Source organism: Tsukamurella tyrosinosolvens, from assembly GCF_900104775.1.
In the GTDB taxonomy this organism is placed as follows: domain Bacteria; phylum Actinomycetota; class Actinomycetes; order Mycobacteriales; family Mycobacteriaceae; genus Tsukamurella; species Tsukamurella tyrosinosolvens.
On sequence record NZ_FNSA01000003.1, the window covers coordinates 3,457,787 to 3,472,670 of the forward strand.

At 72.4% G+C, this 14,884-nt stretch carries 11 protein-coding genes; 5 read left to right on the forward strand and 6 right to left on the reverse strand.

Going from position 1 to position 14,884, the window contains the following annotated elements; genetic code table 11:
• Positions 1 to 10: 10 nt before the first annotated feature.
• Together BLW32_RS19095 and glnA are read right to left on the reverse strand one after the other, a co-directional pair.
• A complete protein-coding gene (locus BLW32_RS19095) occupies positions 11 to 3,040 on the reverse strand; it encodes a bifunctional [glutamine synthetase] adenylyltransferase/[glutamine synthetase]-adenylyl-L-tyrosine phosphorylase (protein ID WP_068521154.1) in 3,030 nt (1,009 codons plus the stop codon).
• Positions 3,041 to 3,053: 13 nt separating this feature from the next.
• Complete coding sequence (gene glnA / locus BLW32_RS19100; protein WP_068521156.1) at positions 3,054 to 4,394, reverse strand: type I glutamate--ammonia ligase; 1,341 nt, start codon at positions 4,392 to 4,394, stop codon at positions 3,054 to 3,056.
• A 129-nt stretch (positions 4,395 to 4,523) separates the two neighbouring features.
• Here glnA and BLW32_RS19105 point away from each other — a divergent pair, with 129 nt between their 5' ends.
• Positions 4,524 to 5,096 carry an FKBP-type peptidyl-prolyl cis-trans isomerase gene (locus BLW32_RS19105; protein ID WP_068739251.1) on the forward strand — a complete coding sequence of 191 codons (573 nt, stop codon included), beginning with the start codon at positions 4,524 to 4,526 and terminating at the stop codon, positions 5,094 to 5,096.
• A gap of 1 nt (position 5,097) precedes the next feature.
• Here BLW32_RS19105 and BLW32_RS19110 read toward each other — a convergent pair whose 3' ends face one another.
• Complete coding sequence (locus BLW32_RS19110) at positions 5,098 to 6,705, reverse strand: alpha/beta hydrolase (protein ID WP_074850716.1); 1,608 nt, start codon at positions 6,703 to 6,705, stop codon at positions 5,098 to 5,100.
• Positions 6,706 to 6,759: 54 nt separating this feature from the next.
• On the opposite strand from BLW32_RS19110, the gene BLW32_RS19115 reads away from it, so the two are divergent.
• The 4 genes from BLW32_RS19115 to BLW32_RS19130 are packed head-to-tail and all read left to right on the forward strand — an operon-like array spanning position 6,760 to position 11,912.
• Positions 6,760 to 8,508 (forward strand): NAD+ synthase, encoded by a 1,749-nt coding sequence (locus BLW32_RS19115; protein ID WP_068739253.1) that lies wholly within the window; start codon positions 6,760 to 6,762, stop codon positions 8,506 to 8,508.
• Between the two features lie 52 nt (positions 8,509 to 8,560).
• The gene (gene panB, locus BLW32_RS19120; protein ID WP_068521162.1) at positions 8,561 to 9,421 is read left to right on the forward strand and encodes a 3-methyl-2-oxobutanoate hydroxymethyltransferase; all 861 of its coding nucleotides are present in this window, start codon (positions 8,561 to 8,563) and stop codon (positions 9,419 to 9,421) included.
• Positions 9,421 to 10,413 (forward strand): prolyl aminopeptidase, encoded by a 993-nt coding sequence (gene pip / locus BLW32_RS19125; RefSeq protein WP_068521164.1) that lies wholly within the window; start codon positions 9,421 to 9,423, stop codon positions 10,411 to 10,413. The genes panB and pip overlap by 1 nt, the downstream gene beginning before the upstream one ends.
• Positions 10,414 to 10,415: 2 nt before the next feature.
• Positions 10,416 to 11,912: a CYTH and CHAD domain-containing protein gene (locus tag BLW32_RS19130; RefSeq protein WP_068739255.1), complete on the forward strand. Its 1,497-nt coding sequence runs from the start codon at positions 10,416 to 10,418 to the stop codon at positions 11,910 to 11,912.
• 21 nt (positions 11,913 to 11,933) lie between these two features.
• On the opposite strand, the gene BLW32_RS19135 is transcribed toward BLW32_RS19130, so the two are convergent.
• Genes BLW32_RS19135 through BLW32_RS19145 form a run of 3 tightly spaced genes read right to left on the reverse strand, consistent with a single transcriptional unit; the run spans position 11,934 to position 14,876 of the window.
• Positions 11,934 to 12,665, reverse strand: coding sequence for a cutinase family protein (locus BLW32_RS19135; RefSeq protein ID WP_068521168.1), 732 nt, complete (start codon positions 12,663 to 12,665; stop codon positions 11,934 to 11,936).
• 4 nt (positions 12,666 to 12,669) lie between these two features.
• Positions 12,670 to 14,076, reverse strand: coding sequence for an RNB domain-containing ribonuclease (locus tag BLW32_RS19140; protein ID WP_068739703.1), 1,407 nt, complete (start codon positions 14,074 to 14,076; stop codon positions 12,670 to 12,672).
• 17 nt (positions 14,077 to 14,093) lie between these two features.
• The gene (locus tag BLW32_RS19145; protein WP_231857277.1) at positions 14,094 to 14,876 is read right to left on the reverse strand and encodes an acyl-[acyl-carrier-protein] thioesterase; all 783 of its coding nucleotides are present in this window, start codon (positions 14,874 to 14,876) and stop codon (positions 14,094 to 14,096) included.
• Positions 14,877 to 14,884: the final 8 nt, after the last annotated feature.

Below are 14,884 nucleotides of genomic sequence, written 5' to 3' on the forward strand. Positions count from 1 at the left end.
CGCTGCGGCGCTATTCGCCCCAGAAGACCCGGTCGACCACGGCGCGCCCGCGGCGGGTCGTGCGCAGGTAGTCGTCGAGGAAGTCCAGCGAGGTGCCGCGCCAGCCGGCCACGTAGGCCACGTTGGAGAGCACCGCGCCCGGCCCCGGCAGCTGGTCGACGGGCTTGCCGCGCACCAGGAACAGGGCATTACGGGCGCGGGTGGCGGTGAGCCAGGCCGCCCGCAGCAGCTCGACGTCGGCCGCCGGGAGCAGCTCGTTCTCCTCGATGGCGTCGAGCGACTCGAGGGTGGAGGTGTTGCGCAGCGCGGGCACCGCGCTGGCGTGCCGCAGCTGCTCGAGCTGCACCGTCCACTCCACGTCGGAGAGGCCGCCGCGGCCGAGCTTGGTGTGCGTCGCCGGGTCCGCGCCTCGGGGCAGCCGTTCCGAATCGACGCGGGCCTTGATGCGACGCAGCTCGTTGACCGTCGTGGGCGAGACGCCGCCCTCGGGGTACCGCGTCTCGTCGACCAGGTGCAGGAACTCGCGGGCGATGTCCTCGTCGCCGGCCACGTGCGTGGCGCGCAGGAGCGCCTGCACCTCCCACGGCTGCGCCCACTGCTGGTAGTAGGCGCGGTAGGCGGCCAGCGTCCGAACGACGGGGCCGTTGCGGCCCTCGGGGCGCAGGCCCGTGTCGACCTCCAGGCCGGGGTCCACCGACGGTGCGCCGAGCCGCGTCCGCACGGCGTCGGCCACCTGGTTGGCCCAGCGCACGGCGTCGGAGTCCTCGTAGCCCTCGTTCGGCGCGCAGACGAACAGCACGTCGGCGTCGGAGCCGTAACCGATCTCGTGGCCGCCGAGCCGGCCCATGCCGATCACGGCGATCCGCGCAGGCGCGCCGGCCGGATAGGCGCTGCGGCTGGACTCGCGCTCGACCACCGACGTCGCGACCTCGGATACCAGCGCGGCGTCGAGGGCCGCGCCCCACACCGACGACAGGGCCGCGCAGACCTCGGGCACCGTCATCATGCCGAGGATGTCGGCCGAGGCGACGCGGGCGATCTCGCTGCGCCGCATGGCCCGCGCCACGGCGATCGCGCGGTCCCGGTGGTGAGCCCGGCTGACCGCGGCGAGCATCCCGTTGTACACCTCGCGCGGCGAGGGCTCGATGAGCTTGGGGCCGGTGGCGCCGTCCGAGTAGAGGCGGATCACCTCGGGCGAGCGGGCCAGCAGCTCGGCCACGAAGGTCGAGGAGCCGAGCACCGTCATGAGCCGCTGCGCGACGACCGACTCGTCGCGCAGGACCCGCAGGTACCACTCCACATCGCGCAGGTCCTCGGAGAGCTTGCGGTAGTTCAGCAGGCCCGCATCGGGATTCGGGGTCTCACTGAGCCATTCGAGCAGGGTCGGCAGCAGGATCGTCTGGATCCGGCCGCGCCGCGACGAGTCGGCCATCGCCTTGAGGTGCGCCAGCGCGTGCTGCGGCTGGAGGAAGCCGAGGGCGGCGAGTCGCGCGACGATCGCGTCGTCGCTCAGGCTCACCGCGTCCGCGTCGAGGTTCGCGATCGAGTCCAGCAGCGGCCGGTAGAAGAGCTTGGTGTGCAGCCGGCGCACCCGCGCGGATTGCCGCTTGAGCTCGGCCCGCAGCACGCCGGCGGCGTCGCGGTCTCCGTCGGGCCGGATGTGGGCGGCACGCGCGAGCCAGCGCCACGCCTCTTCGTGGTCGGACGGCGGCAGCAGGTGGGTGCGTTCCATGCGGCGCAGCTGCAGCCGGTGCTCCAGCGTGCGGAGGAACTCGTACGACGCGGTGAAGTTCGCGCCGTCGTCGCGGCCGACGTAGCCGCCGACGGTGAGCGCCTCCAGCGCGTCGACGGTGCTCCGCTCGCGCAGCGTCTCGTCGGTGCGGCCGTGCACGAGTTGCAGGAGCTGGACGGCGAACTCGACGTCGCGCAGGCCGCCGCGCCCCAGCTTGAGCTCGCGCTCGCGGAGGTCGGGGGCGATGTTCTCCTCGACCCGGCGGCGCATCTCCTGCACGTCCTGCACGAAGTCCTCGCGCTCGGCGGCCTCCCACACCATCGGGCTCAGGGCGCCGAGGTACTCGTGGCCCAGCTCCAGGTCGCCGGTCTGCGGCCGGGCCTTGAGCAGCGCCTGGAACTCCCAGGTCTTCGCCCACCGCTTGTAGTACGCCACATGCGATTCCAACGTGCGGGTGAGGCTGCCGGCCTTGCCCTCCGGCCGCAGCGCGGCGTCGACGTCGAAGAAGGCGGCGGAGCCGATCCGCATCATCTCGCCCGCGAGTCGGGCCGAGGCGCCGTCGGCGGGCTCGGCCACGAAGATCACGTCCACATCGGAGACGTAGTTCAGCTCCCGGGCGCCGCACTTGCCCATGGCGACCACGGCGAGCCGGCCCTGCGGGTCGGAGTCGGGATGCACGGTGGCGACCGCGACCGACAGAGCGGCGGTGAGCGCCGCGTCGGCGAGGTCGGCGAGGTGGGCGCCCACGAGGGAGAAGGGCAGCGTGGGCTCGTTCTCCACCAGCTCGGCGAGGTCGCGGGCGGCGAGCACCATCACCAGGTCGCGGTAGCCGTCCCGCAGCGCCGCGATCGCTGCGCCGCCGGTGATCGCCGCGCGGTAGAGCAGGTCGTCGTCGCGGCGCCCCGGCACCTTCACGGCGTCGACCGTGGCGAGCATCGCGGTGATCAGGTCGTCACGCGAGCGCAGCGGCGCGGTGTCCCGCAGCAGCCGCCACGAGGCGGGATGGCTGATGAGGTGGTCGCCGAGCGCATCGGAGGCGCCGAGGAGACCGAAGAGCCGGCCGCGGAAGGTCTTGTCGCCACGGATCAGTTCGGCGATCTCCGGCCAGTCGTCGCCCGCGGATTCCCGCAGGCGCACGAGGGCGCGCAGCGTCCAGTCCGGGTCGGCGGCGCGGGAGAGCGCCCAGAGGACGTCAGCGCACTCGGCGTTCGCCCATCCCAGGGATTCGAGGTTCTGTTCGGCGTTGGAGTCCAGGAGGCCCAACCGGCCCGCGCTCGGGCGGCGGACCTCGCGGTTCGTGGGCGGCACCGTCGGCCCCGTCCTACAGCGAGAGGAAGCGGTCGAGCTCGAACGGGGTGACCACCGCGCGGTAGTCGTTCCACTCGGACCACTTGTTGCGTAGGAAGTACTCGAAGACGTGCTCCCCCAGCGTCTCCGCGACCAATTCGCTCTTCTCCATGAGCACGAGGGCGTCGTCGAGGCTGGCGGGCAGGTCCTTGAAGCCCATGGAACGGCGCTCGCGGGCGGTCATCTGCCGCACGTCGTCCTCGGCGGCCTCGGGCAGCTCGTAGCCGCCCTTGATGCCCTCGAGCCCGGCGGCGCAGAGGACCGCGAACGCCAGGTACGGGTTGCACGCCGAATCGGGCGAGCGCACCTCGATGCGGCGGCTGCTCGCCTTGTTCGGGGTGTACAGCGGCACGCGGACCATGGCGGAGCGGTTCGCGGCGCCCCACGTGGCGGCCGTGGGCGCCTCGTCGCCGGTCACCAGGCGCTTGTAGGAGTTCACCCACTGATTGGTGACGGCGGAGATCTCGGGCGCGTGGTGCAGGATGCCCGCGATGAAGGCCTTGCCGGTGGACGAGAGCTGCAACTCGTCGTCGGGGTCGTGGAAGGCGTTGGAGTCGCCCTCGAACAGGCTCATGTGGGTGTGCATGCCCGAGCCCGGGTGGGCCGAGAAGGGCTTCGGCATGAAGGAGGCCTTCACGCCCTCGGTCATCGCGACTTCCTTGACCAGGTAGCGGAAGGTCATCACGTTATCCGCCATGGAGAGCGCGTCCGCGTACCGCAGGTCGATCTCCTGCTGGCCGGGGCCCGCCTCGTGGTGGCTGAACTCGACGGAGATCCCCATCGCCTCGAGGGCCTCGATCGCCTTGCGCCGGAAGTTCGGCGCCGACTCGTGCACGGCCTGGTCGAAGTAGCCGCCGTTGTCGGCGGGGATCGGCATGCCGTGCGGCCCGGACTCCTTCTTCAGGAGGTAGAACTCGATCTCCGGGTGCACGTAGCAGGAGAAGCCGAGATCGGCGGCGCGGTTGAGCTGGCGCCGCAGCACGTGCCGGCTGTCGCCCCAGGACGGCGTCCCGTCGGGCATCGCGATGTCGCAGAACATGCGGACGGAGTGCATCTCCCCGTCGCCGCTGGTCCAGGGCAGCACCTGGAAGGTCGACGGGTCGGGCTTGGCGACGGTGTCCGCCTCCGAGACGCGGGAGAAGCCCTCGATCGAGCTGCCGTCGAAGCCGATCCCCTCGGTGAACGCGCCCTCCAGCTCCGCGGGGGCGATCGCCACGGACTTGAGGAAGCCGAGGACGTCGGTGAACCACAGCCGCACGAAGCGGATGTCCCGTTCCTCGATGGTGCGAAGCACGAACTCCTGCTGCCGGTCCATGGGATCGACCCTAAGCGAGGAGGTGTTAACGGCGTGTTACAACCCGCGAAGGTCGTGGGCCGGTGAACGCCTCCCCCGGGTTCCGGCCGATTCGCACCTGCGAAGGCGATACCGAGTAGCGTGCCGGGCGTGGATGCACCGTTCGCGCGCCTCACCGTCGCCGCCGCCGCGGCCTGCGCCGTCCCCCTCGCCGGGTGCGGCGCATCGACGGAGGCGCCCGCCACGTCCAGCGCGAGCGGCACCATCGACGCCTGCCCCGCCGCGGCGCCTGCCGCGGACGCGAAGGCGATCACGCTGAACGGCGTCGCGGGCCGTGCCCTCGTCGTGCCGCCGACCGCACACGCGGCGCCGCGCATCACCGTCGACGCGCCCTACCGGGTGGACCGGTCCCAGACGGTCGTCGCCGAGGCGGGTTCGGGCGCGCTGCTGACCGAGAAGTCCGTGGTCACCGTCTGCTACCAGAGCGTGAACGGCCGGACGGGCGCGGTCTTCGACGACGCCTTCGCCCGCTCGACCTCGGCCGAGATCGCCCTGCCCGACGTGGTGACGGGCTTCCGGACCGCGCTCGTCGGGCAGCGGTCCGGCGCGACGGTGGTCACGGCCGTCACCGCGGCCGACGGGTACCCCAAGGGCGAGCCGCGGGCGGGCGTCGACCCGGGCGACACCCTGATCTTCGCGATCCGCGTCCTGGCGGCGAACTAGGTCACGCCGTGCAGCGCAGGCCCTCGGCCGGGGTCTTGAGGTCGCGCAGGTAGGCCGTCACCGCGTCGTCGACGCAGGCGTTGCCCTCCAGGGACACGGTGTGCTGGCTGCCCTCGAAGCTGATCAGGGAGGCATCGAGCTGTCGCGCGAGATTCACCCCGTTCTCGTACGGCGTCGCCGGATCGTGCGTGGTGGAGACGACGACCAGCTTCGGGGCGCCGACGGCGCTCGCCTCGTGCGGTTTGAGCGTGGGCGCCGCGGCCCAGAAGGCGCACGTCCCCTTCGCCGAGCGTCCGGTACCGCGACCGTCGTCGAGGAAGGGCGCGGCCTTGCGGATCTCGGTGTCGAGGCGGGACAGGTCGGCGGGGTCGGTCACGGCGGGGCCGTCGACGCAGTTGATGGCGGTGTTGGCGTCCATCATCGGCGAGTAACGGCCCAGCTCGTCGCGGTTGAGGTACAGGTCGGCGATGCGCTGCAGCAGGGAACCGTCGCCCCGCTGGAGTCCGGTGAGGCCGCGCCGCAGGGGTTCCCACAGCTGTTGCGCGTACATGGCCTGGATCGTGGCCGTGGTGGCGTCGCTGTAGCTCAGCTGCCGGCCGCCCGAGCCGCGGACCGTCTTGTCGATGAGCGGCCTGGTCAGCTGCTGGTACCGTTCCGTCGCCTTCGACGGGTCCGTGCCGACCGGGCAGGTCGGATACTTCGCGCAGTCCTTGGCCCAGTCGTCGAAGACGGTCTGGAAGCCGGCCATCTGCTGCACGCTCGAGGTGATCGAGTCCAGCGCGGGGTCGACGGCACCGTCGAGCACCATGGCCCGGACGCGGTCCGGGAAGGTCTCCGCGTAGACGGCGCCGATGAGCGTGCCGTAGCTGTAGCCGAGGTAGGTGAGCTTCGCGTCGCCGAGCACGGCGCGCAGCACGTCCAGGTCGCGGACGGTGTCGGCGGTCCCGACGTTCGCGAGGAACGTCTTGCCCATCTTCTGCGCGCAGAGGTCGGCCTGGGACTTGTTGAACGCCTCCTGCTTCGCGATCCCCGCGGGCGAGTTGTCGTAGGCCAGGGTGGACAGGCGGTTCTCGTCGCGCTGCTTGTCGCTGAAGCACTTCACGGCGGGCGAGCTCGCGCCCACGCCGCGCGGGTCCCAGCCCACCAGGTCGAAGCTGCGGGCGATCTCGAACTTGTCGGCCTCCATGGACTTGCCCGCGACCTGCTGCACGCCGGAGCCGCCCGGGCCGCCGGGGTTCATGAGGAGTGAGCCCCGGCGTTGCCCCGTGGCCTTGACCCGCGCGACGGCGAGCTTCGTCTCCCCCGCCGACGGATCGTCGTAGTCGATCGGCACCGTGAGCTGCGCGCACTCGAGCTTCGTCTTGTCGTACTCGGTGATGTCGTCGGCCTTGGCGACCGCGGCGCACGAGCCCCAGGCGAGCTGCTGCCCGTAGTACTTCTGGAGCGGCGCGGGGACGCCCGCCGCCGACGTCGCGGTGGAGGTGGCCGTGCTGGGAGCGGCGGATCCGCCCGCCGGTTCCGCGGTCCCGCCGATCTGGACCGAACATCCTGCGAGCGCCGCCGCGGAGAGGACCGCGAGCGCGGTCAGGAGGGGCTTGCCTGCCTTCATCCTTCCGATCCTGCCACGCGGCGCTCCCTCTTCCGGGGACGCTAGGGTTGAGCCATGACGCCCCTTCGTGTCGCGGCGTGCCAGATCAACCCCGTCGTGGGTGACCTGGACGCGAATGTCGCTCGGATCACCGCCGCAGCCCGGGACGCCGCGCAGCGCGGCGCGCAGGTCGCCGTGTTCGGCGAGATGGCCCTCACGGGCTACCCGGTGGAGGACCTGCTGTTGCGCCGGTCCTTCGCCGTCGACTCCCGCGAGGCCGTGCACGAGCTCGCCCGTTCCCTCGACGCGGCGGGCTGCGGCGACCTCGTCGTGGTGGTCGGTTTCCTGGACCGCGACCCGGACGCCCCGGAGACCAGCACCAACCCCACCGGCGGCGCCCGCAACGCCGCGGGCGTGCTGCACGGCGGCGAGCTCGTCGCCCGGTACGACAAGCACTTCCTGCCCAACTACGGCGTCTTCGACGAGAAGCGCTGGTTCACCCCGGGCGACCGGCTCGTGGTGCTCGACGTCGACGGGGTCCGCCTCGGCCTCGCGATCTGCGAGGACGTCTGGTGGCCCGACGGTCCCGTGGCCGGGCTGGGCGAGCTCGGCGTCGACGCGGTCCTGTGCCTCAACGCCAGCCCCTTCGAGGCGGGCAAGCCCGCGCAGCGCCGCGAGGTCGTCGCCGCCCGCGTCGCCGAGGGCGGCGCGCCGATGATCTACGTCAACCTGGTCGGTGGGCAGGACGAGCTCGTCTTCGACGGGGACTCGTTCGTCTTCCGGCCCGACGCCGGGGCGCTGACGCCGGGGCCGCAGTTCATCGAGTTCACACAGTTCGCCGACATCGCGCCGCTGGGCCGCGAACGGGCCCGCGCCGTCGATGGGTGGCAGGTCGAGGAGGTCGCCCTCCCCGCGCGGCCGACCGACCTGGTGCCGATCGTCACCGGTTGGACGGATCTCGACGAGCTCGCACAGATCTGGGCGGCCCTGGTCACCGGGACGCGGGACTACGTCCACAAGGTCGGCGGGCGCACCGTCGGGCTGGGCATGTCCGGCGGCATCGACTCGGCCCTGGTCGCGGTGATCGCCGCCGACGCGGTGGGCGCCGACAACGTGTACGGCGTGGGCATGCCGTCCAAGTACAGCTCGGACCACTCCAAGGACGACGCCGCGGATCAGGCGCAGCGCATGGGGATCTACTTCCGGTTCGAGCCGATCGAGCACATGGTGGAGGCCTTCGTCGGCCAGCTGCACCTGTCCGGCCTGGCGGAGGAGAACATCCAGGCCCGCTGCCGCGGCATGACGCTGATGTCGCTGTCGAACCTCGACGGCCACCTCGTGCTCGCCACGGGCAACAAGAGCGAACTGGCCGTGGGCTATTCGACGATCTACGGCGACGCGGTGGGCGCCTACGCCCCCATCCGCGACGTCGAGAAGTCGCTCGTCTGGGAGCTGGCGCGGTGGCGCAACAAGGTCGCCGTCGAGCGCGGCGAGACGCCGCCGATCCCCGAGAACTCGATCACGAAGGAGCCGTCGGCGGAACTGCGCCCCGGCCAGAAGGACAGCGATTCGCTGCCCGACTACGAGATCCTCGACGACATCCTGCGCCGCTACGTCGAGCAGGACCAGGGCGTCGCCGAGATCGCGGCGGAGGGGAACAACGGCGCGGGCTACGACCCCGACCTGATCCGCAAGGTCGCGCGCCTCGTCGACCGCGCCGAGTACAAGCGCCGCCAATACCCGCTGGGCCCGAAGATCACGCCCAAGGCCTTCGGCCGCGACCGCCGGATGCCGATCACGAACCGCTGGCACGACCCGGCCTGAAGACTGCCCGGACCGGAGATTCCGGCTGGGACTGTTGAGATGGAGTGACGAGATGAGCGAGACCCCGTTGTACGGAAGCGGATCCGCCGCGGACGGCGAGACCGCCGCGAAACCCCCGCGCAAGAAGGTACGGATCCACCACCTGGCCGACCTCAAGGAGCGCGGCGAGAAGTGGGCCATGCTCACGAGCTACGACTACATGACCGCGTCGATCTTCGACGAGGCCGGCGTCACCGCCCTGCTCATCGGCGACAGCGCAGCGAACACCGTGTACGGGTTCGACTCCACGCTGCCGATGGAGCTGGACGTGATGGCGGCGATGGTGGCGGCGGTGCGCCGCGGCACGAAGTACGCACTCGTGGTGGCGGACATGCCCTTCGCGAGCTACGAGGAGTCCCCCGAGCAGGCCTACCGCAGCGCCGCGAAATTGATGAAGGCCGGCGCCGAGGCGGTCAAGCTCGAGGGCGGCGTCCACATGGCGCCCACCATCGAGTTCCTGCAGCGCCGCGGCATCCCGGTGATGGCGCACATCGGCTTCACCCCGCAGTCGGTGAACTCGCTGGGCGGCAACCGCGTCCAGGGCCGCGGCGACGAGGCGGCCGACAAGATCCGCCTCGACGCGAAGGCCGTCGACGCCGCGGGCGCCTTCTCGGTCGTGCTGGAGATGGTGCCCTCGGACGTGGCCGCACAGGTCACCAAGGAGATCGCCATCCCGACGATCGGGATCGGCGCCGGCAACCAGTGCGACGGCCAGGTACTGGTGTGGCAGGACTTCTCCGGCCTCAACCGCGGCCGCACGGCGCGCTTCGTCAAGAAGTACGCGAACATCGGCGACGAGCTGCTGCGCGGCGCCCAGGAGTACGTGGCGGAGGTCGCCTCGGGCGAGTTCCCCGGACCGGAGCACGGATTCTGATGCGCGAGTTCTACCCCGAGATCGAGGCCTACAGCACCGAACTGCTGGACGTGGGCGACGGGCAGCTGCTGTACGTCGAACAGAGCGGCAACCCCGACGGCAAGCCGGTGGTGTTCATCCACGGCGGACCCGGCGGCGGCACCTCCCCGGATTGCCGGCGGTTCTTCGACCCGGCGGCCTACCGGATCGTCGTGTTCGACCAGCGCGGATGCGGTCAGTCCAAGCCGCACATCGCCGATCCCCCCTCGGGCGAGGGCGATTCGCTGGCGGACCGGCTCGCGGTGAACACCACCGCGCACCTCATCGCCGACATCGAGCGGATCCGGGAGCACCTCGGCATCGACCGGTGGCAGGTCTTCGGCGGGTCGTGGGGCTCCACGCTGGGCCTGGCCTACGCGCAGACCCACCCGGCGCGGGTGACGGAGCTGGTGCTGCGCGGCATCTTCCTGCTGCGCCGCAGCGAGCTGGACTGGTACTACAACGAGGGCGCCTCCCACGTCTACCCGGACAACTGGGAGGACTACCTGGCCCCGCTCGACGAGGCGGACCGGGCACCGTCGGCCGACAAGATCGCGGCCTACCACCGGCTCCTGCACGCGGACGATCAGGAGGTGGCGCTCACCGCGGCGAAGGCCTGGTCGAAGTGGGAGCGCAGCACCAGCCACCTCATCAACACCGCCGAGAGCTCGGCCGACGCGGACGACCCGCGGTTCGCGATCCCGTTCGCGCAGATCGAGAACCACTACTTCGTCAACGGCGGCTTCCTCGACGAGGCGCAGCTGCTGCGGGACATCGACCGCATCGCCGGCATCCCCGGCGTGATCGTGCAGGGGCGCTACGACGTGGTCTGCCCCGCCCGCAGCGCCTGGGACCTGCACCGCGCCTGGCCCACCGCCGACCTGGTGATCGTGCCGGACGCCGGACACTCGGCGTTCGAGCCGGGCATCCGATCGGCCCTCATCGAGGCCACCGACCGCTTCGCGAAGGACTGAGCATGGCCGAGCAGCGTGAGATCGAGACGAAGTACGAGGTCGGGCCGGAGACGGCGGCGCCCTCGCTGGCCGCCGTGCCCGGCGTCGACCACGTCTCGACCGACGAGGTCTTCCACCTGGTGGCGGTGTACTACGACACCGATGCCCTGGACCTCGCCGCGAACCGGATCACGCTGCGCCGCCGTACGGGCGGCAAGGACGACGGGTGGCACCTCAAGCTGCCCGACGGTGCCGACCGCCGCGAGGTGACGGTGCCGCTGGGCGACGAGGCGGACGCACCCGAGGGCGCGTCGGCCGAGGTGCCCGAGGAGCTGGTGGAGCGCGTCCGCGCCGTCGTGCGCGGGCGCGCCCTCGCCCCCATCGCGATCGTCGAGAACGAGCGGCACACGACGTACTGCCACGCGGTCGACGGGGAGCTCCTCGGCGAATTCGTCGACGACCACGTGCACTCGGTGTCACTGCTGCCCGACGGGCCCGAGAAGCAGTGGCGCGAGTGGGAGTTCGAGGTGCCGGACACCCCGCTGGGCCGCAAGACCGCGGTCGCCGTGGACAAGGCACTGCGCGCGGCGGGCGGCGCCGAGCCGGACGCGGCGTCGAAGTTGGCGCGCGCGATCGACGCCGAGGTCGCGCGCGGCGCCGTCGACCTGCCGAAGAAGATCGGGCACGCGACGGCCGGGCAACTGCTGACCGCGGCCCTCGCCGCGTATCGCGACAAGCTCCTCCGCGAGGACCCGCGCGTGCGAGCCCGCGCTGACGACTCCGTGCACCAGATGCGCATCGCGACCCGCCAGCTGCGGAGCGTGCTCACCGAGTTCTCCGGATTCTTCGAGGGGCCGGCCCGGGCCGCGCTGAGCTCGGAGCTCAAGCTCCTCGCGTCCGTCCTCGGCGCCGTGCGCGACGCCGAGGTGCTGGCGCAGCGGTTCGCGGCCTTCGACGCGGACGGCGAGCTGGGTGGGGCCGGCGCGGCCCTCGCGCAGCGGCAGCACGCCGCCGAGGCGCGCGGCTGGACGCGCGTGGACCTCGCGCTGACCTCGGACCGGTACTTCGTGCTGCTGGACGCGATCGACGCCTTCATCGCCGACCCGCCGCTGCGCGAGCGGGCGGACAGGCCCGCCCTGAAGAGCCTGGCGCCGCTGCTGGACAAGCGGATCCGCTCCTTCGCCCGGCAGTCGATGGTGCTGCTCGCCGACCCCGCGTGCACCGACCACGACGTGCACGCCATCCGCAAGCACGCGAAGCGCCTGCGCTACGCCTCCGCCGTGGTCGACCCCGTGGTGCGCGGCGACCTGCGCTCCGAGGTCAAGTCGCTGTCGAAGGTGCAGACGCGGCTCGGCGAGTTCCAGGACGCGACGATCGCGCGCGACGCGGTGGCCGATCTGGCCGCCGAGACGACCGACCCCGCGATCGCCTTCCGCCTGGGCCGGCTCGACGCCGTCGAGGAGCTGCGCGCCGCGCAGGCGCGCGCGAGCCTGCCGGGGATGCTGCGCGGCCTGCGCTGACCCGGGCCGCCTCGCCGCCCGTCAGAGCCCGGCGATGCCCGCGAGCCGGCCGCCGATGTCGGCGCCCGAGTACGAGTCGTGCGAGTTCGGGACCGTCTTCGCGAGGTCGCCGGTCCAGTGGCACACCGGGTCGCCCGAGGTGCAGATGCTCAGGGTGCGGCCGCCGATGCGCGGGGCCAGCGGTGCCGGGTTCGCGCCGCTGATCATCGCCGACGCCTGCGCCATGCCCTGGGAGCGCGGTGCCGAGCCGAGGTACCGGGTGGTGTCGTTCGGGGTGCGGTCCGGGTCCGCGATGAGGGCCGCCGCGGTCAGCTGCTTCCGGTCCCCCAGGCGCTGCAGCGCGCGGTGCACGGCGGACGCGCCCTGCGAGTAGCCGGCGAGCACGATCTTCGTCGACGGGCAGGCCTTGAGGACGATCTCGACGTCGCCCTGGGTGTTCGCGGCGCCCGTGTTCATGCTGGCGAGGAAGCCGCCGAACTGGTCCACCCGGGTGGGCACGGCGGCCGCCGGGTAGTAGATCGGGCGGATCGCGACCGTCTTGCCCGCGGCGCGGGCGCGCCCGGCGAAGGCCTGCGCGGCGGAGTTCACGGTGGATCCGAGGCCTCCGGCGGAGTGCCCCTCACCGGAACCGGCGGCCCCGATGAAGGTGTAGTCGGCGCACTCCGGGGCCGCGGTGGCGGGCGCTGCGAGGGCGGGGACGAGGGGTGCGAGCAGGGCGGCGAGAGCGGGAATGAGGACGAGGCGACGGCTCATGGCCTCACGCTAGCGCCTTCTCGTACGCGAAGGACACCTTTCGGGACGCAACGTCCGCCGTCTCGAGGCGCACCGTCACGCGGCTGCCCTCGGGCGGCCCGCCGGTGCAGGGCGCGATCACGGCGGGCTCGTCGAGGAGCACCTGGTCGGCGCGCATCGTCACGGCGGCGAACTCCTCGCCCACGCGACCCGCGAGGATCACGGCCTCGGTGAGGTCGATGCAGGCCCGGTCGACCTTGTTCGCCAGGGTGTTGGTGCGGATCATGGTCTCGGCGACGTCGTCGAGCGCGCCGCGGGCCCAGTCCGGGATCGGCGAGCCCGCGCACGCGGCGAGGCACACCTCGGTGGCGTACCGGTCGGCGAGGCGGCGCAGCGGCGCCGTGACGTGGGCGTACGGCGCGCCGACGCCGGCGTGGCCGCGGTCGGCGGGTGGCTCCGGAGCGGCGGCCGTGCCGAAGGGGGCGTAGCCCGAGCCGCGCAGCAGCCGGGCGGCGTCGGTCATCACGGCCAGCCCGGGCGGGGTCGTGACGTCGAGACCGGCGAGGAAATCGCCGACGGTGACCCCGGCAGGCCAGTCCTGCCCGAGCGCGGCAGCGGTGCGCCGCAGGTCGGCGACGGCGTCCTCCGGGGCGGCGGGGAGCGTGCGCAGCAGCCCGACTCCCGCCCGCAGCATGATGTCGGCCGCGCACACGCCCGTGAGCAGGGAGATCTGCGCATTGTGGGCGTCGAAGTCGGTGCGCGGTTCGATCCGGACGGTCCAGCCGTCGGGCCCCTCGACGGCCTCCTGTGCCGGGAGTCGCAGGTCGATGGCGCCGTGTGCGCGGCCCCACGCCGCCCGCAGCGCCCCGACCTCGGGCAGGAGCGCGATGCTCGGGTGCACGCGGCCGGCGTCGAAGTCGGCCTGGACTCCCGCGTAGTCGAGCTGGGCCCGGGAGCGGACCAGGGCGCGACGCACGGAGGCGGAGGTGACCTCGCCGGCGGCGTCCAGGTGGATCTCCCACAGCGCGGCCGCCCGGTCCTGCTCCGGCAGCAGCGATCCGGCGCCCTCGGAGAGCGGCCGCGGGTGCAGCGGCACGGAGCCGTCCGGCAGGTACATCGTCTGACCGCGACGGCGGGTCTCCGCCTCGAGCGCTCCCCCGGGGGCCACGAGCGCGCCGACGTCGGCGATCGCGTACCGCACGAGGTAGCCGCCGCCCTCGGCGGCGATGTGCACCGCCTGGTCCAGGTCCTTGGCGCCCGGCGGATCGATCGTCACGAATTCGATGTCGCGACGGTCCTCGCGGCCCTCCGCGCACCGGTCGGCGCTCGCCCGCGCCTCGGCCAGTACGTCCGCCGGGAAGTCCTCGACGAGCTCGAACTCGGTGCGGACGGCCCCGAAGTCGACGGCGCTCGACGGGACGGGGCCGCGCATCGGGATCCCGGTCACGCCTACTCCGCCAGCGCCTCGACGCTCATGGCCGCAGCGGTGCGGTCCCCCGCCACCAGCCAGGCGTACACGACGTCGCCCTCGCGGTGCGCGAGCAGCCGCGGCGCGTCCTCGAGCTGCAGCGCCGAGTTGTGCTCGACGATGCCGCGCAGGGGCAGCCGCTCCCGCAGGTCCGGGTACGTGGAGAGCACCTCCTCCAGCGCGGTCCAGTACACGGCGTTGTTGACGTGCTGGATGATGTCGAGGTCGGCGGCGCGCAGCAGGAAGGGCACCTCGACCGCGTCCGGGTGCGGCTTCGGATCGAGCCACTGCTTCCACCGGAGGACGCCGGGCTCGGCGGCGGCGCCGAAGGTGCTGAGGAAGGTCTCGCTCAGCGCCGACGGGGTGAGCGTGTCGATGTTGAAGTTGATCCAGAAGGCCTCGGTCTCGACCCGGGTGCCCTTCTGCCCGTCGATGCCGATGCGCACGTTGCACCAGCGCGAGCCCATCTTGGAGCCCCAGCGCTCGACGGTGAGGATGTCGGGCTGCTCGCCGCCCTCGAGGATCTCGATGACGGTGCGCCGCACCACCCAGTACGGGTGGATGTCCTCGTAGTCGACGTGGCGCAGGTGGTCCTGCCCCGTGTCCTGGAGGTAGCGGGCCACCCCGTCGAATTTGAGGCGGCGGTCGGGGCTGACGGCGTCACCCCGCACGGACCGCTGCGCCGTGTAGATGGCGCCGCTGTCCAGCAGCTCGCGGCGACGCTCGGGCTCGGTGATGCGCGGGGGCAGGGGATCTCCGATCACCCGCCCGA